This is a genomic window from Leisingera sp. S2M4, assembly GCF_055398055.1.
Map to the genome: position 1 here is coordinate 1,842,220 of NZ_AP040861.1, position 21,391 is coordinate 1,863,610.

Annotated in this window: 21 protein-coding genes and 2 riboswitches; of the genes, 14 read left to right on the forward strand and 7 right to left on the reverse strand. The window is 62.9% G+C overall.

Annotated features, from left to right (window positions below; all coding sequences use genetic code 11):
* The first annotated feature begins 64 nt into the window (after positions 1-64).
* Positions 65-267: riboswitch (cobalamin riboswitch) on the forward strand.
* An 88-nt stretch (positions 268-355) separates the two neighbouring features.
* Genes ACZ52D_RS08975 through ACZ52D_RS08990 form a run of 4 tightly spaced genes read left to right on the forward strand, consistent with a single transcriptional unit; the run spans position 356 to position 3,774 of the window.
* Positions 356-1,075, forward strand: coding sequence for a (2Fe-2S) ferredoxin domain-containing protein (locus ACZ52D_RS08975; RefSeq protein ID WP_464441094.1), 720 nt, complete (start codon positions 356-358; stop codon positions 1,073-1,075).
* On the forward strand, positions 1,062-2,000 hold the full coding sequence (locus tag ACZ52D_RS08980) for an ABC transporter substrate-binding protein (protein WP_464441095.1): 939 nt from the start codon (positions 1,062-1,064) through the stop codon (positions 1,998-2,000). The genes ACZ52D_RS08975 and ACZ52D_RS08980 overlap by 14 nt, the downstream gene beginning before the upstream one ends.
* Positions 2,001-3,008 carry a FecCD family ABC transporter permease gene (locus ACZ52D_RS08985; RefSeq protein WP_464441096.1) on the forward strand — a complete coding sequence of 336 codons (1,008 nt, stop codon included), beginning with the start codon at positions 2,001-2,003 and terminating at the stop codon, positions 3,006-3,008.
* On the forward strand, positions 2,998-3,774 hold the full coding sequence (locus tag ACZ52D_RS08990; RefSeq protein ID WP_464441097.1) for an ABC transporter ATP-binding protein: 777 nt from the start codon (positions 2,998-3,000) through the stop codon (positions 3,772-3,774). The genes ACZ52D_RS08985 and ACZ52D_RS08990 overlap by 11 nt, the downstream gene beginning before the upstream one ends.
* Positions 3,775-3,799: 25 nt before the next feature.
* Here the strand turns inward: ACZ52D_RS08990 and ACZ52D_RS08995 are convergent, their stop codons facing one another.
* Both ACZ52D_RS08995 and ACZ52D_RS09000 read right to left on the reverse strand, forming a co-directional pair.
* Entirely contained in the window at positions 3,800-4,096 is a 297-nt protein-coding gene (locus tag ACZ52D_RS08995) for a DUF2218 domain-containing protein (RefSeq protein WP_464441098.1), read from the reverse strand.
* Positions 4,097-4,171: 75 nt separating this feature from the next.
* Positions 4,172-6,133, reverse strand: coding sequence for a TonB-dependent receptor domain-containing protein (locus tag ACZ52D_RS09000; RefSeq protein WP_464441099.1), 1,962 nt, complete (start codon positions 6,131-6,133; stop codon positions 4,172-4,174).
* 171 nt (positions 6,134-6,304) lie between these two features.
* Here ACZ52D_RS09000 and ACZ52D_RS09005 point away from each other — a divergent pair, with 171 nt between their 5' ends.
* On the forward strand, positions 6,305-7,249 hold the full coding sequence (locus ACZ52D_RS09005; RefSeq protein WP_464441100.1) for a helix-turn-helix domain-containing protein: 945 nt from the start codon (positions 6,305-6,307) through the stop codon (positions 7,247-7,249).
* A gap of 53 nt (positions 7,250-7,302) precedes the next feature.
* Here ACZ52D_RS09005 and ACZ52D_RS09010 read toward each other — a convergent pair whose 3' ends face one another.
* The 3 genes from ACZ52D_RS09010 to ACZ52D_RS09020 all read right to left on the reverse strand — a co-directional run bounded on the left by ACZ52D_RS09010 (position 7,303) and on the right by ACZ52D_RS09020 (position 10,497).
* On the reverse strand, positions 7,303-8,853 hold the full coding sequence (locus ACZ52D_RS09010; protein WP_464441101.1) for a TRAP transporter large permease: 1,551 nt from the start codon (positions 8,851-8,853) through the stop codon (positions 7,303-7,305).
* The gene (locus ACZ52D_RS09015) at positions 8,846-9,346 is read right to left on the reverse strand and encodes a TRAP transporter small permease subunit (RefSeq protein ID WP_464441102.1); all 501 of its coding nucleotides are present in this window, start codon (positions 9,344-9,346) and stop codon (positions 8,846-8,848) included. Before ACZ52D_RS09015 ends, ACZ52D_RS09010 begins: the two co-directional genes overlap by 8 nt.
* A gap of 65 nt (positions 9,347-9,411) precedes the next feature.
* A complete protein-coding gene (locus tag ACZ52D_RS09020) occupies positions 9,412-10,497 on the reverse strand; it encodes a TRAP transporter substrate-binding protein (RefSeq protein ID WP_222456518.1) in 1,086 nt (361 codons plus the stop codon).
* 202 nt (positions 10,498-10,699) lie between these two features.
* On the opposite strand from ACZ52D_RS09020, the gene ACZ52D_RS09025 reads away from it, so the two are divergent.
* Complete coding sequence (locus tag ACZ52D_RS09025) at positions 10,700-11,401, forward strand: GntR family transcriptional regulator (protein WP_464441103.1); 702 nt, start codon at positions 10,700-10,702, stop codon at positions 11,399-11,401.
* Positions 11,402-11,422: 21 nt separating this feature from the next.
* Here ACZ52D_RS09025 and ACZ52D_RS09030 read toward each other — a convergent pair whose 3' ends face one another.
* Positions 11,423-12,127 carry a GntR family transcriptional regulator gene (locus tag ACZ52D_RS09030; protein ID WP_464441104.1) on the reverse strand — a complete coding sequence of 235 codons (705 nt, stop codon included), beginning with the start codon at positions 12,125-12,127 and terminating at the stop codon, positions 11,423-11,425.
* A gap of 97 nt (positions 12,128-12,224) precedes the next feature.
* Positions 12,225-13,094 (reverse strand): glycosyltransferase family 2 protein, encoded by an 870-nt coding sequence (locus ACZ52D_RS09035; RefSeq protein ID WP_464441105.1) that lies wholly within the window; start codon positions 13,092-13,094, stop codon positions 12,225-12,227.
* A gap of 128 nt (positions 13,095-13,222) precedes the next feature.
* Here ACZ52D_RS09035 and miaB point away from each other — a divergent pair, with 128 nt between their 5' ends.
* The 8 genes from miaB (at position 13,223) to metK (ending at position 21,208) form a co-directional block, all read left to right on the forward strand.
* Entirely contained in the window at positions 13,223-14,545 is a 1,323-nt protein-coding gene (gene miaB / locus ACZ52D_RS09040) for a tRNA (N6-isopentenyl adenosine(37)-C2)-methylthiotransferase MiaB (RefSeq protein ID WP_464441106.1), read from the forward strand.
* 348 nt (positions 14,546-14,893) lie between these two features.
* Positions 14,894-15,415, forward strand: a complete 522-nt coding sequence (locus ACZ52D_RS09045; RefSeq protein ID WP_417475589.1) for an OmpA family protein — start codon at positions 14,894-14,896, stop codon at positions 15,413-15,415.
* Positions 15,416-15,428: 13 nt separating this feature from the next.
* Positions 15,429-15,734: a hypothetical protein gene (locus ACZ52D_RS09050; protein WP_222456512.1), complete on the forward strand. Its 306-nt coding sequence runs from the start codon at positions 15,429-15,431 to the stop codon at positions 15,732-15,734.
* Positions 15,735-15,875: 141 nt separating this feature from the next.
* Complete coding sequence (locus ACZ52D_RS09055) at positions 15,876-16,886, forward strand: PhoH family protein (protein ID WP_369925001.1); 1,011 nt, start codon at positions 15,876-15,878, stop codon at positions 16,884-16,886.
* 86 nt (positions 16,887-16,972) lie between these two features.
* Complete coding sequence (gene ybeY / locus ACZ52D_RS09060) at positions 16,973-17,488, forward strand: rRNA maturation RNase YbeY (protein ID WP_369925002.1); 516 nt, start codon at positions 16,973-16,975, stop codon at positions 17,486-17,488.
* Positions 17,489-17,510: 22 nt separating this feature from the next.
* Positions 17,511-18,410 (forward strand): hemolysin family protein, encoded by a 900-nt coding sequence (locus ACZ52D_RS09065; RefSeq protein WP_464441107.1) that lies wholly within the window; start codon positions 17,511-17,513, stop codon positions 18,408-18,410.
* The gene (gene lnt, locus ACZ52D_RS09070; RefSeq protein WP_464441108.1) at positions 18,407-19,909 is read left to right on the forward strand and encodes an apolipoprotein N-acyltransferase; all 1,503 of its coding nucleotides are present in this window, start codon (positions 18,407-18,409) and stop codon (positions 19,907-19,909) included. Before ACZ52D_RS09065 ends, lnt begins: the two co-directional genes overlap by 4 nt.
* A 61-nt stretch (positions 19,910-19,970) precedes the next feature.
* A riboswitch (SAM-SAH riboswitch) is annotated at positions 19,971-20,019 on the forward strand.
* A 7-nt stretch (positions 20,020-20,026) separates the two neighbouring features.
* On the forward strand, positions 20,027-21,208 hold the full coding sequence (gene metK / locus ACZ52D_RS09075) for a methionine adenosyltransferase (RefSeq protein ID WP_369925005.1): 1,182 nt from the start codon (positions 20,027-20,029) through the stop codon (positions 21,206-21,208).
* Positions 21,209-21,391 lie beyond the last annotated feature (183 nt).

A 21,391-nucleotide genomic window follows, 5' to 3' on the forward strand; every position in this document is an offset into this window, starting at 1 on the left:
CCTGCTCGAAGGGCGTGGTTGCGTGGCTAATTATAGCGGTTGACAGGCCAAGCCGATTTGCGCAGACAAAAACCGATGGTTCCCGGCCGAGTATGGCAATGGGATGAAAAGGGAATCTGGTGCGGGCTGAGCGGCCCAAGTCCAGAACTGCCCCCGCAACTGTGAGCGGAGAGTACCCCGTCAGAACCACTGGATCCGGCGGATCCGGGAAGGGACGGCACGCTTTGATCCGCAAGTCAGGAGACCTGCCATCGGTAAACCGTAACCAATCGGGCGGAGGGCCCGTGGAGGAAGAGATGACAGTGTCCCCAGCGCTTCGCGCCAGCGCCTGCCTGCCTCCGCTTGAGAGGCTTGCATGGACGCCCGAATTTATCTGATCTCCGCTTCGTATGTCAGCCAATCCCGCTTTCAGGCCCTGGCCGACGGGCTGGCGGCAGCGGCGCCCTGTGCGGCGGTGGCGGTCCGGCTCGAAGCCAGCGGCGAGGGGCTTTGGCGGGCGCTGGACGATATGGCGACGTTGGGAGCGACGCGGATCGAACTACGTCCGGTTGGCCTCCCGTTTTCGCAGAGCATAGAGGCCTGGCTGCCCGGCGCAGTGGGGGCCTGGCTGGCGCGCCAGACCGGGACACGCCCGAAGGTTCTGCTGGCTGAGGCTCCGCAAGCTGACCCTTCGGTCCTTGGCCATGTTGCGCGGGCCGAGGTGCCGCTGACGGAAGTGGAACCGAGACCAGACGGCGAATTGGGCAAAGGCTGGAACAGTCCTCCGCCCCATCGTCACCACCTGCTGGTCTGCACTGGACCGCGCTGCCATCTGAAGGATGCACCCGACCTGTTGGCGGCGCTGAAGGCCGAGTTGGGCCGCATGCAGTTGGCCTCTGACTGTCTTGTGACGGCGGCCGGCTGCCTGTTTCCCTGCAACAACGGGCCTGTGATCGTGCACTATCCAAAAGGGGATTGGTACCGGGTCCGCGATCTGGCGGACGTGCGCAGCCTGGTGGCCCGGGTTCTTTGCGCGGGGGATGTTCCGCAGTCCCTGCTTATCCATCAATCAGGAGAAACCCATGAATTTGCTTAGAGTTCTGATGCCGCTGTGCCTTGTTGCGGCCGCTGGTGCGGCGCAGGCCGATCCGGTGACCGTTCAAAGTTGTGGGAGCTCCTACACTTACGAAACGCCGCCGAAGCGGGCCATTACCTTGAACCAGCAGGCCACCGAGGTGATGCTGGCACTCGGTCTGCAGGGCGCCATGGTCGGCACCGCCTATCTCGACGACGAGATCCCGGACCAGTGGCGGGATGCATTCGACAGCGTCCCCGTTCTGGCCGAGAAATATCCGGCTGCAGAAATCGTGCTGACCCAAGAGCCTGACTTCCTGTTCGCAGGCTTCGCCTCTGCCTTCTCGGAGGACAATTTGGGATCGGTGCAGAAGTGGCACGACTTGGGCGTGGGGACCTATCTGGTGGATGCGTCGTGCAAGTCTGCGCACCCTCAGGACGTGCCGCTGACCATTGCGCCGATCCTGCGCGACATCGAAGTGATTGGCGACATTTTCGGCGTTCAGGATCGCGCGGATGCGCTGATTGCCGAGACCAGGGCGCGCATCGAAGCGGTGCAAAACAATACCGCGGGCGGTGGGCGCAGCGCCTTTATCTATGACAGTGGCACCGACACGCCGTTCTCGATCGGTTGCTGCGGCGGCCCGGCACTGGTCGCCAAAACCGCCGGGCTGACCAGCATCAGTGCGGACGTCGAAGGCGCCTGGGTTGACCTCGCCTGGGAGCGCGTGGTCGAGGCCGACCCGGATGTGATCCTGCTGATCGAGGCAGGCTGGTCCTCGGCGCAGGAGAAACGGGAGTATCTGGAAAACGATCCCGTACTGTCGCAGCTGACGGCGGTGCAGAACGGGCGTTTCGTGGTGGTGCCGTTTTCCGAGACATTGCTGGGCATGCGCTTTGCCGACGGGGTTGAAAACCTGAACGCGCAGCTGGCGGCGTTGCGCTGAATGCAGGCCCGCTTCTCGCTTCTGTTTCCGGCAGCCCTGGTGGCGATGGTCCTGGCGGCCGTCGCCGGGGTCCTGTGGGGCACGGCCGACATCGGCTGGGCGGACCGCCTTGCGATTCTGAGCCGGAGCGAGGACGCACCCCGCGGCCTGTCGCTGATCGTGTGGCAATGGCGGATCCCGCGGGTGCTGGCCGTCGGGCTGATCGGCGCGGGATTGTCGCTGGCCGGTGCGCTGATGCAGACGGCGCTGCGCAACCCGATGGCGGATCCCTACCTGATGGGGCTCTCCTCGGGGGCGTCGGCGGCAGCGGTGGCGGCGATCATCTGGCTGCCCGCGGCGGTCACCGACCGGCTGGGAGTGCCGCTGATCGCCTTCCTCGGAGCGGCGGCCGCCTTTGCGCTGACCATGGGGCTGTCGCAGCGGCGCGGCCAACCGATGGATCCGCTGATCGTGGTGCTGGCGGGGGTAGCGGTGTCGCTGATGTTCCAGTCGTTGACCGCCTTCTTCCTCTATGTTGGCGACCCGCATGCGACCCGCAACGCGATGGGCTGGCTGATGGGCACCGCCGCCGGAACAGAATGGCAGGAGGTGCCGCTGCTGGCGGTGGCGGTGGTCGCGCTGGGGCTGGTGTTCCTGACCCAGGCCAACGCGCTGGACGCAACGCTGCTGGGAGAGGAGCGCGCAAAGGCGCTAGGCATCCGCACCGCGCGGCTGCGGGCGATGATCTTCGTGGCGACCGTGTTGTTGACCGGGCTGGCGGTGGCAGTGGCGGGGATCGTCGGCTTCGTCGGCCTTATCGTTCCGCATATGGCGCGGCTGCTGGTCGGCGCGCGCCACCGGGTTCTGCTGCCGATTACCATGGTGCTGGGCGCGACGGTGCTGATTGCGGTTGACCTCATGTGCCGGGTGCTGCTTGCTCCGGAGGAGCTGCCGCTGGGCGTGCTGCTGGCCCTGTTCGCGGCGCCGCCGTTCATCATCATCCTGAGAGGGCTGCGCCGTGCCGTCTGAGTTCGCGCTGGAAATCGATAATCTGACGGTAGAGATCGCGGGCGCTGCCTACGTGCGCGATGTGTCTTTGGCAGTGCCCGAGGGGCAGATCCACGGGCTGCTGGGGCCGAACGGCGCGGGCAAGACAACGCTGCTGCGCAGTCTTTACCGCGCGGTGGCACCGACGGCGGGGCAGATCCGGGCACAGGGCCGGGCAATCGGCGATCATGCCCATCACGAATGGGCCCGCAAGCTGGGCGCGCTGGTGCAGAGCGCAGGCTTGCTGGACGGGCTGACGCCGCGTGACATTGTCGAGATCGGCCTGTCGGTGCTGGAGCTGCCGCACGGTGAATTCGACCGCCGCCGCCAGGACGCGCTGGAGCTTGCGGGCCTTGCGGACAAGCAGGATCAGCCCGCGGGCAAGCTGTCGGGCGGCGAGCTGCAGCGCTGCTATTTCGCCCAGCTTCTGGCCTGTGATCCGGAAATATATGTGCTGGACGAGCCGACCAACCATCTGGACCTGCATTACCAGCTGGCGCTGCTGGACGAGGTCCGGCGCCGCGGCCGCACCGTGCTGATGACGATGCATGACCTGAACCTGGCGGTGCGCTACTGCGATCATGTCTACCTGATGGCGGGCGGGCGCATTGTCGAACACGGCCGCCCGCTGGAGGTTCTGAACCGGCAGAACCTGATGACCCATTACCTGGTGGACGGCCAGTTCCACGGCAATGTGCTGTCCATCACCGGTCCGATCTGCCAGCAGCCGGACCGCCGCCGCGCCTGACGCAAACGGCACGTCTGGCCTGCTGTCAGCCCTCCGTCGGTGCCGCCCAGTCCATCTGGTTGAAGCCTTCGCGGAAGGCAAAGGTTTTCAGGTGCGAGTCGATCACGGCGCGGCCCCGCTCTAACGTGACGTTGTCCGCGCCGGTGATCTCGGCACGCAGCTCTGTTGCGCTGGCGCGCAGGGTTGCCGGGCCGAATGGGAATTGCACGCGTCCTTCCGTTTCGCCGCACGCGGCTGGAACCTTGTGGGCAAAATGCTTGCACAGCTGGCGCATGTATTTGCTGGCGTGGGCGGTTTGAAACCGGCCTGTCTGTCGGATCATGTTATCTGGCCTTCGTTGGCTGGAAGGGCCGGGGGACGGCAGCCGCCCCCAGGGACTTGACTGTTTCGCGGCGGTTCAGAACTTAAGCCGTGCGGTCAGACCGATGGTGCGGCCGGGTTCGTTCAGCGCGATCACCCGGCTGGAATCCACCCCGTCGGAGCTGCGGCTGGCATAGGTCTCGTCAAACAGGTTGCGCACATCGAGCCGCACTTCCAGATTGCCGAGGCTGCGCGGCGTGTAGGAGGCATAGACGTTCACCACCTCGTAGCCGGGCAACGGCGCCGGGGCGTCGCTGTATTCGCGGGCGATCTCGGCGGTGCCGCCGAACTGCCACTGGTCGTTCAGAGCCCAGCCGCCTTCCAGCGCGATGATCTGCCCCATCGGGCGGCCCAGGTAGTAGGCAGTGGAGCCGACGGCATCGCCATCCATCGTCACATCCGCATAGGTCCAGTTCAGCCGCGCAAAGCCGACGCCCCAGTTGTATTCCAGCGAAGCATCGATGCCCTGGCTGGTCAGGTCGGCGGTCGCTCCGCGGACACCGGCCGAGGGCAGCACCGCGGTGATGTCGTCGACATCGGTGCGGAACACGGCTGCGCTGGCCTTCCAGACGCCATTGTCGAAGCGCAGACCGATGCGGCCCGCCTTGGCACGCGACGCGGTGAAGCCGTCATAGTTCCAGGCGGTGCCAAAGTTGACCAGTGCCGCCTCGCCGAGCTCGTAACCGCCCCAGGTCGAGGCCACACCTGCATTCAGGGTCCAGTTGTCCGACAGGATCACATCGACCGCACCATTGGCGCTGAAGCCGCTTTCCGAGAGTTTGGTCGGGCCGTCCGGCCCATCATCAGCACCGGTGAACTTCTGAGCATCATACCTAGCACCATAGCTGACCGAGACCCGTGTCCCCAGGTCCTGACGCGCCTGAGCAAAGACGCCCAGGTTGCGCAGCTTCTCACGCCCGGAGCTGCCGAAGGGCCCCGGCCCGCGGCCTTCGCCCTCGGCGGTTTCGTTAAAGAAGTCGAAGCCCGCGGTGAGAGAGCCGCCGCTGATGGCAAATCGGTTCTTGAATGTGCCGCTGAGGCTCTTGTTGGTGCCGTAGACGCCGCTGGCATCGATTTCCTGCTCGTTGTGGCTCAGCTGGATGGTGGGGGCCCAGATCCCCTGCGCCTGGGCATTTGTATAGGTCAGCGTATAGGAGGTCCGGCGCGACAGCCCCTCGGTCAGGACGCTGGGGCCAGAGGCGACCCCGGCAAAATCCGGGCGGATGAAGAGGATGCCGCCGGGACCTGCCTGGGCTGCGCGCAGGCCGTTGTCCTTGGTCTGTGAGGCGGCGAATTCAAATCGGTGGCCGCTGTCGAACTGATAGGCAAACTTGCCGACGTAATCTGTGAGGTCAGCGCCGGTGCCCAGCACTGTGTTGCCGTCGCCGTCCTCATAATCGCTACCGGTACGGCGGGTGGCATTCAGAAGGTACTCAAATCCGCCCTGGCGGCCAAAGATGGCCAGCGCGCTGTCCTGGTCGGTGCCGTTGTCGCTGGTGCCCAGTTTCACCCGGCCGCCGAAGGTTTCGCCCTCTTCCAGCAGGTCGCCTGCGGTCTTGGTTTCATAGGCGATTGAGCCTGCCAGCGCGCCCTGGCCAGCATCGGCGGGGGCCAGGCCCTTGGTGATCTCGACCGATTTCAGCAATTCGGGGTCCAGCAGCACATTGCCGGTGTGGTGAAAGGCCGATTTGTTCTGGCGCGCGCCGTCGATGGTGACCGACAAGAGGCTTTCCTCGATCCCGTTCACATAGACCTTCTGCGCAATCGCCGCGCCGCCGCCAGTGGTGACAGCGCTTTCGCCGGCAAAGACATCCTTGGTGCTGGAGGGGTTACGGGCGTCCAGCTCCTCTTCGGTAATCACGTCATTGCCCAATACGCTCTGCGCATCCGACGCCTCAATGCGAATTGTGTCCAGCAACAGAGGGGTGCTGTCTTGGCCGAAGGCCGCCAAGGGGACGACCAAGGCCGTTCCTGCCAGCATCAAAAAACGCAGTGTCATCCGTGGCATGGTGCTATCCTAGAGTAGTTGACTATTTAACTCGGGTAGCTAGACTGCTTTTCGGTTCCCTGCCAGACAGCCATCTTTGCGCATTGTTCAAAAGTCTTTGCAGAACGCGCAAAAGTATCGCTGCCCAGCCGACTGGGGTGATGAACTCTCTGGAGCACATACATGGCCGGGCGTGCAGATACTCTTCCAAACGTAGTCGATTTCGAACGAAATCTGGACTGGTCGAGCGCGACCGACTGCCCGGGGCAGGGGGTATTTGACGGCGTGGTGACGGCGCTTCAGCTGCGAGAGGGCTTCGGGCTGCATACCTTGAACGCGACGGCACGCCAGCAGTTCGAAGTGAACAGCCATCGCAAGCCGGGGGTGATCCTGCACTGCTTTCTGGATGGCATTGCCGACGCAGAGCTTGCGGGGAAACCGATGAAGCTGGGGCGACGGCCCGGGGAGCCCGTCAAGCTGGTACTGACCTCGGTTGACGAGTGCCAGCCGTTCGTGCGGCGATCGCGGCCCGCGGATTACGTGCGCAAGATCAGTATCCAGATGTCTCATGCGTGGTTGGATGAAAACGGGCTGACGCTGCCAGGGCAGGGGCAGGATCTTCAACGCTTTGAATGGCTTGCGACCAACGAGGATATCCGCCTGCTGGAAGCCTTGGTGCGGACACCGGGGTTTGCCACACCGGTCGAACGGCTGCAGGCCGAGGCGATGTCGCTGGGGTTGGTGGCGGGAAGTTTTGCCAGCCTCTCTGGTCAAAAGCAGAACTGCCGACTTACCGCGCGGGAGCAAATGCAGCTACGGAGGATTGATGCGCTTGCCCGGCACTCCGGCCCCTTGCCGTCGCTTCAGGATCTGGCCCGCGAGGCCGGGCTGAGCCTGTCCGGTTTGCGAAGGCTGATCCACACCGTCCACGGCTGCGCTCCGTTGACACATGTGAGGCGGCTTCGGCTGGAGATGGCGCGCAGCAGATTGGAGGCGGACCAGTCGAGCGTTGAAGAGGCGGCACGGCTGGCGGGCTACAGCTCCGCGGCCAATTTTGCCACTGCGTTTCGCAGGCATTTTGGCGTTGCCCCGTCGCAAGTGCGCCGCGCGCCACGTGCAGCAAGGTGACCGGGCTCAGAGCCCGGCCTTGGAATATGCGTGCTTAACGAGCTGCGCCGCGATCAGAAGATCGCGGAAGGCAGCCACGTGGCCAAGCTGGGGACCAGCCAGACAAGCAAGACCCCGACGGCCTGCAGCCCGATGAAGGGAATTACCCCCTGGTAGATATGGCGTGTGGTGATCTCGCTGGGCGCCGCGCCGCGCAGGTAGAACAGTGAAAAGCCGAAGGGCGGCGTCAGGAAGCTGGTCTGCAGGTTGATCGCGATCAGGATGCCCAGCCAGACCGGGTCATGCCCCATCAGGATCAGCGTCGGCGTCACCAGCGGCAGCACGATCACCGAGATCTCGACAAAATCGAGGAAGAACCCCAGCACGAAGATCAGCAGCATGCAGAACAGCAGCGCGCCGGTCGGGCCGCCGGGCATGTCGCCAAGGATATGCGCCACGCGTTCCTCTCCGCCAAGGCCGATGAATACCAGCGAGAACATGCCCGCGGCCAGGATGGTGGCAAAGATCATCGCCGTCATCGTGGTGGTGGAGGTCACCGCCTCGTGCAGAACCCGCTTCTTCAGCCCGCTGCGCAGCGCCATGAGGATGGCAATGGCTCCCAGCGCGGTCAGCAGCGCATAGAAGATGCCTGCGGCAAAGTCCGTGGTGCTGAGATCGCTGCGCTGCAGCCGTACCGGGTGCAGCCCGGACAGGATGCCCAGCAGGATCAGCGCCGCCGCGCCCAGCATGATGATCCGCGCAGGCCCGCCCGCCCGCAGCCCCGCCATCAGTAGCGCGCCGATGGCGCCCACCGATGCGGCTTCGGTCGGGGTGGCAATGCCGCCGAGGATGGCCCCGAGGACGGCAAAGATCAGCAGGATCGGCGGCACCACGGCGCCCAGAACCTGACCTCGGCTGGGTCGGGCCATCTCCGCCGGGGCGGCAGGCATGTCCTGCGGCCGCAGAAAGCCGCGTGCCAGAATGTACAGAAGATACAGCACCACCAGCACCAGTCCGGGGATCAGCGCCGCGGCAAAGAACTGCCCCACCGACAGCGCCTCGACCGAGAATTTTCCCTGCTCGTATTGTGCCTGCTGATAGGCGTTGGACATCACGTCGGCCAGAATGATCAGCAGGGTCGAGGGCGGGATGATCTGACCCAGGGTGCCCGCGGTGCAGACGATGCCGGATGCGACCCGCGGATCATAGCCTGCACGCAGCATCGCGGGCAGGGCGATCATGCCCATGGCCACCACCGTGGCCCCGACAATGCCCGTGGAGGCCGCCAGCAGCGCGCCCACCAGCACCACCGAGATGCCCAAGCCGCCTTTGAGCTGCCCGAACAGCCGCCCCATGGTGTCCAGCAGCTCCTCGGCGATGCGGCTCTTTTCGAGGATTGCGCCCATCAGCACGAACAGCGGAATGGCGATCAGCACCTCGTTGCTCATGAGGCCAAAGGCCCGCTGCCCCAGCGCCCCCAGTAGGGTGACGTCCATCACCCCCAGGAGCCAGCCGAGATAGGCAAACAGGATGGCGGTACCGGCAATGCTGAAGGCCACCGGAAAGCCCAGAAGGATCGCCGCCATCAGCGCGGCGAACATGATCACGTCGAGATATTCAGTCATTGGCGGGTCTTTCGGCAAACAGGCGGATCAGCAGGGCGGCGGATTGCAGCATGACTAGCACGCAGAACGCGGGGATCAGCGATTTCAGCAGGAACACGGCCTCGATCCCGCCCACGGCGATCGGGCCTTCGAGGATCTTCCAGGAGTTGCGCACCGAGGGCCAGGACCAGTAGAGCAGCGCCGCCATCGATGGCAGCAGCAGAAACAAGTGGCCGAAGATGTCGATCCGCCTCTGCGCGCTGGGGCTGAGGCCCGCATAGAACACGTCCACCCGCACATGTTTGTCGACCAGCAACGTATAGCCCGCCGCCAGCATGAACAGGGTGGCGTGCATGTACAGAACGCTTTCCTGCGCCGCGATCGAGTTCACCCCAAACACATAGCGTCCGACGACGATGGCAAACTGCGCCAGCACCATCATCAGCGCCAGCCAGCGGATCACCCGCGCCAGCTGCCGGTTGAGGCCATCCAGCCTGTCAGCGACCCAAAGCATTCTGCGTCCTCCCCATCAAAAAACCGGCGCCCGACAGGATCGGGCGCCGGTTCCAGTCAAGCGTATCAGTAACCCATCACCGCGGCGCGGGCGTTCATCTGTCCGTTGTCGGCAAAGGTCATGTACCCGCCGACGCTGTCGCGGTAGGCGATGAAGCTCTCGGTGATGCGGCGCACCAGCTCGTCCTCGTCCTCGCGCAGCTCTGCGATCACTTCCTTGGCGGCGACGCCCATCGCGTCGATGACATCTTGCGGGAACATCTTCACCTGTACGCCGTCCTCATCCACCATCTTCTTCAGCGCCAGCGCGTGTTTGGTGGTGTATTCGGTCCAGACCGGGTTGTAGAGGCTCTCGCAGGCCAGCGCCACGACCTGCTGCAGGTCTTCGGGCAGGGCGGCAAAGACATCGGCGTTGACGCCGCATTCCTCGGCCGAGGACGGCTCACCGACGCCGGGCCAGTAGTAGTTCTTGGCAACCTGGTAATAGCCAAGCGCGCTGTCGGTCCAGGGGCCGATGAACTCACCCGCGTCCAATGCGCCGGTCTGCAGGCCCTGGAACATCGCGGGGCCGCTGGTGGCCTCGGCGGCCATGCCCAGTTTGGATGCCATTTCCGACGCCAGACCGGTGGTGCGGAACTTCAGACCCTTCAGATCCTCGACCGAGTTGATCTCGTTCTTGAACCAGCCGCCCCACTGCGGGCCGGAGTTGCCGCACAGGAAGGGCTTGATGCCAAAACGGCCATACATTTCGTCGTACAGGGCCTGACCGCCGCCGTGATAGAGCCAGCCGAATTGCTCATCCGCGCGCAGGCCGAAGGGCTGCGAGCCGAACAGCAGGATGCCCTTGGACTTGGAGCCCCAGTAGGCGGGAACCGCGTGATACATCTCGGCGGTGCCTTCGGAGACGGCGTCGAACACGCCGCGGCCCGGGACCAGCTCGCCTGCGGCGAAGAGTTTTACCTCGATGCGACCGCCGGACAGGGTGGTGATCCGGTCTGCCAGCATCTGCGCCGCCACGCCGGGTCCGGGCAGGTTCTTGGGCCAGGCGGTGACCATTTTCCACTGCATCTTGTCCTGGGCGATGGCGGGGCTGGCCAGGGCCGTTGCCGCGGCACCCACGGCGCCGGCCTTCAAAAACTCACGTCTTTGCATCTCTGCAATCCTCCGTCTGTTGTTGCATCTGTTGCCGCGGGGGCTGGGCCGCGCAGAATCAGCCTTGTTTTGTCGGTGCTTTAGATTAATATGTAGCTACATAATAATGTCAATCACGGTTTATACGGTGTTGTTTCACCTGTGAACAAGTGACGACAAATTCCGCATTCGCGCCTATTTGTGATGCAGTTGGGAGAGAGGCATGACGGGCAAGCCACGCCATTCCTGGAGATCGATCCGCGACAGCATCCGCCAGATGATCCTGGATACGACCTATGGACCGGGCGACAAGTTGCCCCGAGACGAGGAATTCGCGGCGCGTTTCGGCTGCGCCCGCTCCACCGTCCATCGGGCAATGCGCGATCTGGCCGAAAGCGGTGTTGTCGAACGTCGCCGCAAGGGTGGCACCATGGTGCGGCGCGATCCCGTGACCCGGGCCACTTTGAACATTCCGATTACGCGCCTGGAGGTGGAGCAAAAAGGCTGCGCTTACCGGTATCAGCTGATCCGCAAGACAGTGCAGGACACGCCTCCGGCGATCATGGCCAATTTCGCACTGCCCGAGCCACGCCGGATGCTGCGCGTCGAATCCCTGCATCTATGCGACGAGGCCCCCTACATCTTCGAGGATCGCTGGATCTGCCTCGAAACCGTGCCAGAGATCGAGGCGGTTGATCTTGAAGTGGAAAATGCGAATGAGTGGCTGGTCCGCAATCGTCCTTACAGTCGATGCGACCTCCGGCTCTATGCGCGGCGAGGCACCGACGCAGATCGAAGTGTGCTGAACAGTGAAGTTGGGGACGCGCTATTCGTGATGGAGCGCACGACCTGGATTGACGAGGCCCCGATCACCAGCCTGCGCGCTGTGGCCCATCCTGGGTATCAGTTGTTTACCCAAGGGTAATTGCGTAGTTTCGTTAGCTCTCTATAGATGTGTGGTCATCTTGTAGCCGGGCGCGAAGAAGAGTTTTGCCAATGTCACCGGGGTTCCGCGCAACCAGGTGATGCGTTCGGCGGTAAAGATCGGATCCCCGATCGGCGCTTCGAGAAATTCGGACACGATCTGATCGGCTTTGGTCGCCATGACGCTGAGTTCGAGATTGGTGAAAGGTACCTTCTTGACCAGCCAATCGTTGGGACTGAACTCGGTGAAATCCGCGTCGAGAACTTCGGGGACGCTATCCGGGACGATCCAGCGGGTTTCATATTGATAAGGGGCGTTGTCGGCGTAATGCATGCAACGCACGTGCATCAGCTTCTGTTCGGGGCGCAGCTCCAGCCGCGCGGAAATCCACGCCGGAGCCGGGATGAGGCTGCGTTCGACCAGGGCATAACGATAGCTGGCGCCGGTCGCGGTGATCTCATCGCGCACCAGCGGGATCGAGAACTGCGCCTTGCGGATCGGCGCGTTCAGCACGCGGGTGCCGGCCTTGCGTTTGCGCTCAAGGTAGCCTTCCTCGGCCAGCTCTCTCAGCGCGCGATTGACCGTGGTGCGGGTGCTGGAGAATTCCTCGGCCAGTTCCGTTTCGCTAGGTAGCAGGCTGTCCGGCGCCCAAATCTGCGTTTCGATCCGGTCCAGAACGACCTTCTTGATGTCGCGATAGCTCATGTTCTGGCGCGGTGCGGCCATGCTGCCTCTCAGGGGGAATAATGTCGTTTAAGCTGGATAAATATACACATAACATCAGTGGTGCAAAGCACTGATGTGGTGGGCCGTTCAGTGGGTGTCAGAACCATTGCCCGGGTTCCATGAGACCGAGGTCCAGCAACTGGCGGGAATGCCATTCGAACGGTGCGGAATTGTGCCAGCGGAACGTGTCGATTTCGAAGGCGGAGCCCGGGTTGCGTTTGAGCGCCTTGGCTGTCCGGAAGGAACAGATCGCGGCCGTCAGGTTGTGGTGCCATGGGCAGGCATAGGTGTTGTATTCCTGCTCGTTGAAAGTGTGGTCCGGCAACAGCTGCAGTCCGGGCCGGGCCTTGAACAGGGCGATACGGTCGATCTTGCGGCTTTGGGCGGGAATGTGCTCCTCGAAGCGCCAGCGCACGCCGCCAAAGAAATCCAGCTGCCGCTCTCTGGGGTGGCCAGTCGCAGGGTCCTTTCGCGCCTGGGCGTAATATCCGGATTTGTCCAGGTAGGCGGCCTCCAGGGAAACGGCATTCGGGTGGGCCTCAAGATCGCCTGCGTAGAGGTCGACCACATAGGTCAGCATGGCATCGCGGCGTTCTTCGCTGTGGAAGGCCAGCATCTCGCCAACGCTGCGCGTTTCGCAGAACGGATAGAACAGGTACTCCGCGTTGTAGCAGTAATAAAGCCAGCAGCCCGGTTGCGCGGCGGCGATGACGGCGTTGACGGCGCGGGGAACCGCCTCTGCGCCGCGGCAGTCATAGGGCACCCTGTGAACCTTGGCGTTTACGTCCTGCGGCAGATCAAAGGCATCCGGCATCAGCGCGACGACGCTGTCAAAGCCGCACTGCAGGTGATGACGCAAGGTGGTCGCGATCTCGACCTCATCCTCGACGAATATCAGTGCGACCGGCCCCTTGGCCAAAAGCGGGCTGCTTTCCTTGAGGAATGCCTGCAGCGAAGAATACATCATGCCTGTCTGCCCTTTGCCTTTCTGGCCTTTGTGGACAAAATCGGGTAAATGGCAGCGCATTGCAAGCGGCGGCATTTGCCTGTATTGCAGGCCGCTGTTTACCCACCCTGGCTGGAAGGCTGACCCGCATGAGCGCTCCGAAGAAGCTGTTTATCAAGACCTATGGCTGTCAGATGAATGTCTACGACAGCGAACGCATGGCAGAGGCGCTGGGCGGTGAGGGCTACGTGGAGACCAAGTCGGCCGACGACGCCGACATGATCCTGCTCAACACCTGCCATATCCGGGAAAAAGCCGCGGAGAAGGTCTATTCCGAGCTCGGCCGCTTCAAGGGGTTGAAGGCCGAAAAGCCGGACCTGAAGATCGGCGTGGCAGGCTGCGTTGCCCAGGCCGAGGGTGAAGAAATCATGCGTCGCCAGCCATTGGTGGATCTGGTCGTCGGCCCGCAGAGCTATCATCGCCTGCCGGAGATGGAGGCCAAGGCGCGCGCGGGTGAAAAGGTTCTCGACACCGATTTTCCCGAGGAGGACAAGTTCGAGAAGCTGAAGAACCGTCCCAAGGCCAAGCGCGGCCCGACGGCCTTCCTGACGGTGCAGGAAGGCTGTGACAAGTTCTGTGCCTTCTGCGTGGTGCCCTATACCCGCGGTGCCGAGGTTTCGCGCCCGGCGGACCGCATCCTGCGCGAGGCGCAGGACCTGGTGGAACGGGGCGTGCGCGAAATCACCCTGCTGGGTCAGAATGTGAACGCCTACCACGGCGCCGGTCCCAACGGCGATCTGACGCTTGCCCAGTTGATCTGGGAACTGGACAGGATCGACGGGCTGGAGCGCATCCGTTTCACCACGTCTCACCCCAACGACATGCAGGATGATCTGATCGAGGCACACGGCACCTGTGCCAAGCTGATGCCCTACCTCCACCTGCCGGTGCAGGCAGGGTCGGACAAGATCCTCAAGCGCATGAACCGTAGCCACACCGCGGAAAGCTATATCCGCCTGATCGAACGCATCCGCGCGGCGCGGCCTGATATTCTTATCTCCGGTGACTTCATTGTCGGTTTCCCGGAGGAGACCGAGGAGGATTTCCAGGCCACCATGGACCTGGTGGAAGAGGTCAAATACGGCACCGCCTACTCCTTCAAGTATTCCACCCGTCCCGGCACCCCGGCGGCCGAGCGTCCGCAGGTCGATCCTGCCGCGGCTGATGATCGGTTGCAGCGCCTGCAGGCTTTGCTGACGCGGCAGCAGCGTGAGGTTCAGGACAGCATGGTTGGCCGAGAGGTGGGCGTGCTGTTTGAAAAGGCCGGGCGCTTCCCGGGGCAGATGGTCGGCAAGTCCGACTACCTGCATGCGGTTCATGTTGCCGATTGCGACCGGCAGATCGGTGATCTTGCGCGGGTCCGCATCGTGTCTTCCGGTGCCAATTCGCTTGCCGGAGAACTCATCGACTGATCCCGCCGCGACACGGGGCGCGAATCCCGTGTCGTTCGCGACCTTTGCCACTTGGTCAGGCTGAGACGTCCCTGATGCATTTTAGGGGCGCGGCGGAATTGCATCGCTTTGATGAACAATTCACCCTAAGAGCGCGCGAGTGTTTTGCAATCGCGCTCAATATATGCAGATTAATAAAAATTTTAGCAGGTAAACTGCATCAGATTCAGGTAGTTTTGCCTTTATGGCCTGATATTCGAGGTCAATATGCGGCGAATGCCCTGGGGCAACTTAGGTGAAGGAATTCTGGTTGTGTTGACATTCAAACTGAACAAGGCGCTTGCGCTGGCCGCCGCCGCGGCCGCCGCCATGAGCATCGCAGCCGCGCCTGCCAGCGCGCAGACCGGGCAGCGAACCATCAAGGGGGAGCGTTACGTTCCCACGATCTGGGTGGATCCTGATGGGTGCGAACATTGGGTCATGGATGACGGCGCCGAAGGGTATATGACTCCCCATGTCACCCCGGACGGCAAGCCGGTTTGTCGCCGTGGCAACATTTGTGGCGTGATGCCCACCGATCAGTTCTTTGCAACCGACAAACATCACATCAACGCCGCTGGCCGCCAGAGACTGGCGGAATTCTTCCAGCAGGCGCGATCGAATGGGGCCCGGGCCTTCGTCGTGGCAGGTCACACCGACAGCCGCGCCTCGGATGAATACAACATCCGTCTGTCGCAACGTCGCGCCCATGCCGTGGCGCAGGTCGGTCGCTCGGTCGGTGCCCGGATCGCCGATGTGCGGGCCTACGGCGAGCGTGACCCGCGCGTGCCCAACACCAGTGCCTCCAACATGGCGCAGAACCGTCGTGTCGAAATCTATTGCCTGCGCTGAGGAGACATACCCCATGCTGATGCGTAAACCCCTTTTGCTCCTCGCGGCTGCGGCCCTGATCCCAGCCTGTTCCGAAACCTTTGACAAGACCCGCGACCAGCATTTCGGCGATGGCTCCTCGAGCCACCTGTCGAACATGACCGCGGGTATCTGGGTGGACCCGCAGGGCTGTGAACACTGGATCATCGACGACGGCCTGGAAGGCTATGCTGACCTGCGCCGCACGCCGGATGGCCTGCCAGTTTGCAACAGCAACCTGCCGCGCAATGTGGCCACTGGCCCGTTCAAATCCGGCTCTACCTTGGCCGACGCGCTGTAACCAGCCCGGCTGCCGCCTGTCTTTCAGCCGCCCTCCGGGGCGGCTGTTTTGTTTCAGCGCGGTGAAATTCATGCGCCGGATCTTGCGCAACTTCCACTTCGCAGGCAGACTGAAGCTGTAACCCTGATAAAGGAGATCAGCTTGGCCATCGGTGCCCTGAATGACGCGCAAGACCAGACCGCCACCCACGAAGTGCTGCTGGAATTTCCCGACAACCGCTTGCTGATCGACCTGTGCGGCGAATACGACCGCAACTTGGCTGACATCGAACAGAAACTGGGCGTTCAGATCGTCCGCCGCGGCAACCAGTTGTCGGTGATGGGCGAGGATTCGGCACGCGAACAAGCCGCTGGGGTGCTGACCGCGCTTTATGACCGCCTGGAAACCGGCCGGAGCGTCGAAACTGGTGATATCGACCGCGAATTGCGGATGAGCCCCGAGGCAGACAGCGCGGAACCGGACGGCCAGTTGCAGATGTTCCGCGGCGGCCGGGTGGAAATCAAGACACGCAAGAAACTGGTGGAGCCGCGCACCGAGGCGCAAAAGGCCTATGTGCAGTCCCTGTTCGAGCATGAACTGGCGTTCGGCATCGGGCCTGCAGGAACGGGTAAGACCTATCTGGCCGTTGCCGTGGGCGTTTCCATGTTCATTACCGGCCACGTGGATCGCATCATCCTGTCCCGTCCAGCGGTCGAAGCCGGCGAAAAGCTTGGCTATCTGCCCGGCGATATGAAGGACAAGGTCGATCCCTACATGCAGCCGCTCTATGATGCGCTGAACGACTTTCTTCCCGGCAAGCAGCTGGCCAAGCTGATCGAGGAAAAACGCATCGAAATCGCGCCGCTTGCCTTCATGCGTGGCCGCACGCTGTCGAATGCCTTTGTGGTGCTGGACGAGGCACAGAATGCCACCACCATGCAGATGAAGATGTTCCTCACCCGTCTCGGTGAAGGCTCGCGCATGGTGATCACCGGCGACCGCAGTCAGGTTGATTTGCCCCGTGGCGTGCAGTCTGGTTTGGCGGATGCGGAACGGTTGTTGAAAACGATCCCCAAGATCAGCTTCAACTATTTCACTGCCCGTGATGTCGTGCGGCATCCGCTTGTGGCGGCGATCATCGAAGCCTATGACGCGGATGCAAAACCGGCATGAGGCCGGACGGGGCCGCGCGAGCGGTCCCCATTGACACGACTTGCCGGGACGCGTGCGCGACCGGTTTCCGCATTGGCAGGCACAAGATGACCCTTGAAATCAGCATCGAGGACAAGCGCTGGCAGGACGCCGGGCTGGAGCATATGGCGCAAGAGGTGATCGCCGTTGTGCTGTCCCATTTCGAACTGGACCCGGAGGTTTGCGAAGTCTCCCTGTTGGGTTGCGATGATGCGCGGATTGCCGAGCTGAACGTTGAATTTCGCGGCAAAGCCAAGCCGACCAATGTGCTTAGCTGGCCAGCCGAGGAGCTTGCGGCGGCGCAGGACGGGGGCGTGCCATCGCTTCCGGAGGCCGATTTTACCGGGGAAATTCCGCTAGGCGATATCGCCATTGCCTATGACACATGCGCCCGCGAAGCGCAGGAGGCGGGCAAGTCGCTGGCCGATCATGCTCGTCATCTGACCGTTCACGGATTGTTGCATCTCCTCGGGTATGATCACATTCGGGACCGTGATGCTGCATTAATGGAGGATATTGAGGTGGAGATACTTGGCAAAATGGGTATCGCGAACCCATATATCATAGATGAGGATACCCCCTGAACGGGGCTTTTGGATAGGACCGATGGGCGACATAGAAGGCAGTTCTAACGCGGCGCATGGCGCGCTGGACAATATCAACGGCAGGGCACCAGAGGCGCCTGCCCCCGCAAAACCAGGCTTTTGGGCGCGGCTTCTGGGACGCAGAAGCACACCCGAGCAGCCGGTGGAACTGGCCGAAAGCCCGCCACCTGCATCAGGCCCCGCGTCGCATGGCATGATGAACCTGCGCCGCATGAGGGTTGAAGATGTGGCGATTCCGGCCGCGGAGATCTCGGCGGTTCCGGTCACGATTTCCCAAGAAGACCTGGTTGACGTCTTCCGCCAAAGCGGTTGCACGCGCATCCCTGTGTATGAAGGCACGTTGGACACGCCTTTGGGCTTTGTGCATCTCAAGGATTTTTCGCTGACCCACGGGTTCAACTGCGACGCATCGGATTTCGATTTGTCGCAGATGTTGCGTCCGTTGCTCTTTGTGCCCCCCTCCATGCCCATCGGGGTTCTGCTGACCAAGATGCAGGCCGAGCGCCGCCACATGGCGCTGGTGATCGATGAATACGGTGGCGTGGACGGGTTGGTGACCATTGAAGACCTGATCGAACAGGTGGTCGGGGAGATCGAGGACGAGCACGACGCCGACGAGCTGCAAACCTGGTTCGAGGAAAAGCCCGGCTGCTACATCGCGCTGGCCCGGACCTCGCTGCCTGAGTTCGAAGCGGAAACCGGTCATTCGCTGACCAGCCATGACGATGTGGACGAGGAAGAGATCGACACGTTGGGTGGTCTGGTGTTCATGCTGTCGGGCCGTGTCCCCGCCCGCGGCGAGGTGATCGAGCATCCGGAGGGCGCCGAGTTCGAGGTCATGGATGCCGATCCGCGCCGCATCAAGCGGTTGCGGGTGCGGTTGCCGGACGCTGCCGCATGATCGCATTGAGGCTGCGGCCTGCCCGGCACGCGCGCAGCTTGCTGCCCGGGGCGCTCGCGCTGGGCAATGGTGCTTTGGCATCGCTGGCGCTGGCGCCGTGGCATTTGCTTGCGGTGCTGCCCCTCGCACTGGCCGTATCCGGCTGGCTGGTGCTGCGCGCCTCTTCGGCTCGCCATGCTGCGCTGATGGGGTGGTTGTTCGGCCTCGGGTATTTCGCCTTTGGCCTGTCGTGGATCGTCGAACCCTTTCAGATCGACCCGGAGCGCCACGCCTGGATGGCGCCGTTTGCATTGCTGTTCCTCGCGGCGGGCTTGGCGCTTTTCTGGGGGGCGGCATTCGGGTTGGCAGCGCGCTTCAGCGTCGGGACCTGGCGAATTGCGATGCTGGTCGTGCTGTGGTCGTTGGCAGAGATTGCCCGGGCCTATGTGCTGACCGGTTTCCCCTGGGCCGCCTTTGGGCAGTTCTGGCTGGACACACCGGTGGCCGACCTGTTGCCCTGGACCGGACCACAGGGAGTGGCGCTCGCGACGCTGGCGGCTTTTGTGCCCCTTGCACTCCTGGCGCAACGACGCCTGCTGGCGGCGTTGCTGCCTTTGGCACTGGTGGCGTGCGCCGCGTTTCTTGCCCCCCCACCACCTGAGCCGCGCTTTACGGAAACTGTCGTGCGAATCGTTCAGCCGAACGCGCCACAACATTTGAAATGGCATCCAGATTACCGTTGGGATTTCGTTCGCCGAGCCGTGGAATTTTCAGCCGTGACCCCGCGCCCGGATCTGATCGTCTGGCCGGAGACAGCCGTGCCGCTGCTTTTGAACCGGGCCGACGAGACCCTGAGGGCGATCACTGAGCGTGCGGCCGGGGTGCCGGTTCTCCTCGGCATCCAGCGCGAGGAGGCCGGAGCCTACTATAACTCCGCCGTCCTTCTGGATCAGACCGGCGCAGTCGTCGGCACCTACGACAAGGCGCATCTGGTGCCCTTTGGCGAATATGTGCCCTTTGGCGATTTCATGGCGCGGTTTGGTATCCATGGTTTTGCGTCGCAGGCCGGGGCGGGATATGCCGCCGGGCCCGGGGCCGAAGTGATGGATCTCCCCATCGGGCGAGCCGTGCCGCTGATCTGCTACGAGGCTGTTTTTCCTCAGGATGTCGGTGCCTCCGACGAGCGGCCACAGATGCTTGTGCAGCTCACCAATGACGCCTGGTTCGGCACCCGCTCTGGTCCCCATCAACACTTGGTACAGGCGCGGATGCGCGCTCTGGAGCAAGGGCTGCCCATGATCCGCGCCGCCAACACCGGGGTTTCGGCGATGATTGGCCCGGATGGGGCGCTGCTCGACAGTCTGCCGCTCGGCAAGGCGGGCAGCATCGATGCCCGGTTGCCGGAGCCTTTCGCGGCGACATTGTACAGCCGGACCGGAGACTGGCCGGTTCTACTGGTCTGCCTTATCGCGGCGGTGGGGATTGGATGGCGGATGCGGGCGCTTGCACTGTGGTCATAGCTGCTTAACGTAGATCGAATATAGATTGACCCCCGCGGTCGTGCCGCGTTATGCGGCTTGATACCTGCCACAACGGCTTCCTGGCGTGGCGGGCTGAACCCAATGGAGCACTCTTTCATGACCCGTATGAACTACACTTTCACTTCGGAATCGGTTTCCGAAGGCCACCCGGACAAGGTCTGTGACCGCATTTCAGACGCGGTGCTGGACGCGTTTCTGGCGGAAGAGCCCGAAGCACGCGTGGCAGCCGAGACCTTCGCCACCACCAATCGTGTTGTCATCGGGGGGGAAGTTGGCCTGTCCGACCAGGCCAAGCTGCATGATTACATGGGCAAGATCGATGAGATCGCCCGTGCCTGCATCAAGGACATCGGTTACGAGCAGGACAAGTTCCACCACGAAACCGTGGAAGTGACCAACCTGCTGCACGAGCAGTCCGCGCATATCGCACAGGGTGTGGATGCGGCAGCCGACAAGGATGAAGGTGCCGGCGATCAGGGCATCATGTTCGGCTTTGCGACCAACGAAACCGACGCGCTGATGCCCGCGCCCATTCAGTTCAGCCACGCGATTCTGCGCCGACTGGCAGAGGTCCGCAAAAATGGCACCGAGCCCGCACTGGGGCCGGATGCCAAGTCGCAGCTGTCCGTGGTCTATGAAAATGGCAAGCCGGTCGGCGTCAGCTCGCTGGTGCTGTCGACCCAACATCTGGACGAAAGCCTGACCTCCGCGGATATCCGCGCGATCGTGGAACCCTACATCCGCGAAACCCTGCCCGAGGGCTGGCTGACAGACGACACCGTCTGGCACGTGAACCCCACCGGCAAATTCGTGATCGGCGGCCCGGATGGCGACGCAGGCCTCACCGGTCGCAAGATCATCGTCGACACGTATGGTGGTGCCGCGCCGCATGGTGGCGGGGCGTTCTCCGGCAAGGATCCGACCAAGGTGGACCGCTCGGCCGCTTATGCCGCGCGCTATCTGGCCAAGAACGTGGTGGCCGCGGGCATGGCCGAGAAATGCACCATCCAGCTGTCCTACGCCATTGGCGTCTCCAAACCGCTGTCGATCTATGCCGACACCCACGGCACCGGCGAAGTCGCGCCCGCAGCCATCGAGAAGGCGATTGATCAGGTCATGGACCTCACCCCGCGCGGCATCCGCTCGCACCTGGGGCTGAACAAGCCGATCTACCAGCGCACCGCAGCCTATGGGCATTTTGGTCGCCAACCCGAGGCGGATGGTGGCTTCAGCTGGGAACGTACCGATCTGGCCGAAGCTCTGAAGAAGGCGGTGTGAACCGCCTGAAACGCACCCAAAATCAGCAGGAAGAGCGGTCCGCGCGGGCCGCTCTTTCTTTTTCGACGTCCTGCGGCAGTGGGCGAGCGCTTCGGACTGGAGCGTTTTTGAACTCTGCGCCATAGTACCACTAGGATTCTGCGAGCTTCGCTCTGAGAAAGGTCGCCTGGTATGTTCAAGAGT

Coding starts and splice junctions, on each gene's coding strand:
- lnt (WP_464441108.1), top strand. CDS start 18,407: ATGATCGCATTGAGGCTGCGGCCTGCCCGGCACGCGCGCAGCTTGCTG.
- ACZ52D_RS09035 (WP_464441105.1), bottom strand. CDS start 13,094: ATGATGTATTCTTCGCTGCAGGCATTCCTCAAGGAAAGCAGCCCGCTT.
- ybeY (WP_369925002.1), top strand. CDS start 16,973: ATGACCCTTGAAATCAGCATCGAGGACAAGCGCTGGCAGGACGCCGGG.
- ACZ52D_RS09050 (WP_222456512.1), top strand. CDS start 15,429: ATGCTGATGCGTAAACCCCTTTTGCTCCTCGCGGCTGCGGCCCTGATC.
- ACZ52D_RS09015 (WP_464441102.1), bottom strand. CDS start 9,346: ATGCTTTGGGTCGCTGACAGGCTGGATGGCCTCAACCGGCAGCTGGCG.
- ACZ52D_RS08980 (WP_464441095.1), top strand. CDS start 1,062: ATGAATTTGCTTAGAGTTCTGATGCCGCTGTGCCTTGTTGCGGCCGCT.
- ACZ52D_RS09000 (WP_464441099.1), bottom strand. CDS start 6,133: ATGACACTGCGTTTTTTGATGCTGGCAGGAACGGCCTTGGTCGTCCCC.
- ACZ52D_RS08995 (WP_464441098.1), bottom strand. CDS start 4,096: ATGATCCGACAGACAGGCCGGTTTCAAACCGCCCACGCCAGCAAATAC.
- metK (WP_369925005.1), top strand. CDS start 20,027: ATGACCCGTATGAACTACACTTTCACTTCGGAATCGGTTTCCGAAGGC.
- ACZ52D_RS08985 (WP_464441096.1), top strand. CDS start 2,001: ATGCAGGCCCGCTTCTCGCTTCTGTTTCCGGCAGCCCTGGTGGCGATG.
- miaB (WP_464441106.1), top strand. CDS start 13,223: ATGAGCGCTCCGAAGAAGCTGTTTATCAAGACCTATGGCTGTCAGATG.
- ACZ52D_RS09005 (WP_464441100.1), top strand. CDS start 6,305: ATGGCCGGGCGTGCAGATACTCTTCCAAACGTAGTCGATTTCGAACGA.
- ACZ52D_RS09065 (WP_464441107.1), top strand. CDS start 17,511: ATGGGCGACATAGAAGGCAGTTCTAACGCGGCGCATGGCGCGCTGGAC.
- ACZ52D_RS09025 (WP_464441103.1), top strand. CDS start 10,700: ATGACGGGCAAGCCACGCCATTCCTGGAGATCGATCCGCGACAGCATC.
- ACZ52D_RS09030 (WP_464441104.1), bottom strand. CDS start 12,127: ATGGCCGCACCGCGCCAGAACATGAGCTATCGCGACATCAAGAAGGTC.
- ACZ52D_RS09020 (WP_222456518.1), bottom strand. CDS start 10,497: ATGCAAAGACGTGAGTTTTTGAAGGCCGGCGCCGTGGGTGCCGCGGCA.
- ACZ52D_RS08975 (WP_464441094.1), top strand. CDS start 356: ATGGACGCCCGAATTTATCTGATCTCCGCTTCGTATGTCAGCCAATCC.
- ACZ52D_RS09045 (WP_417475589.1), top strand. CDS start 14,894: ATGAGCATCGCAGCCGCGCCTGCCAGCGCGCAGACCGGGCAGCGAACC.
- ACZ52D_RS09010 (WP_464441101.1), bottom strand. CDS start 8,853: ATGACTGAATATCTCGACGTGATCATGTTCGCCGCGCTGATGGCGGCG.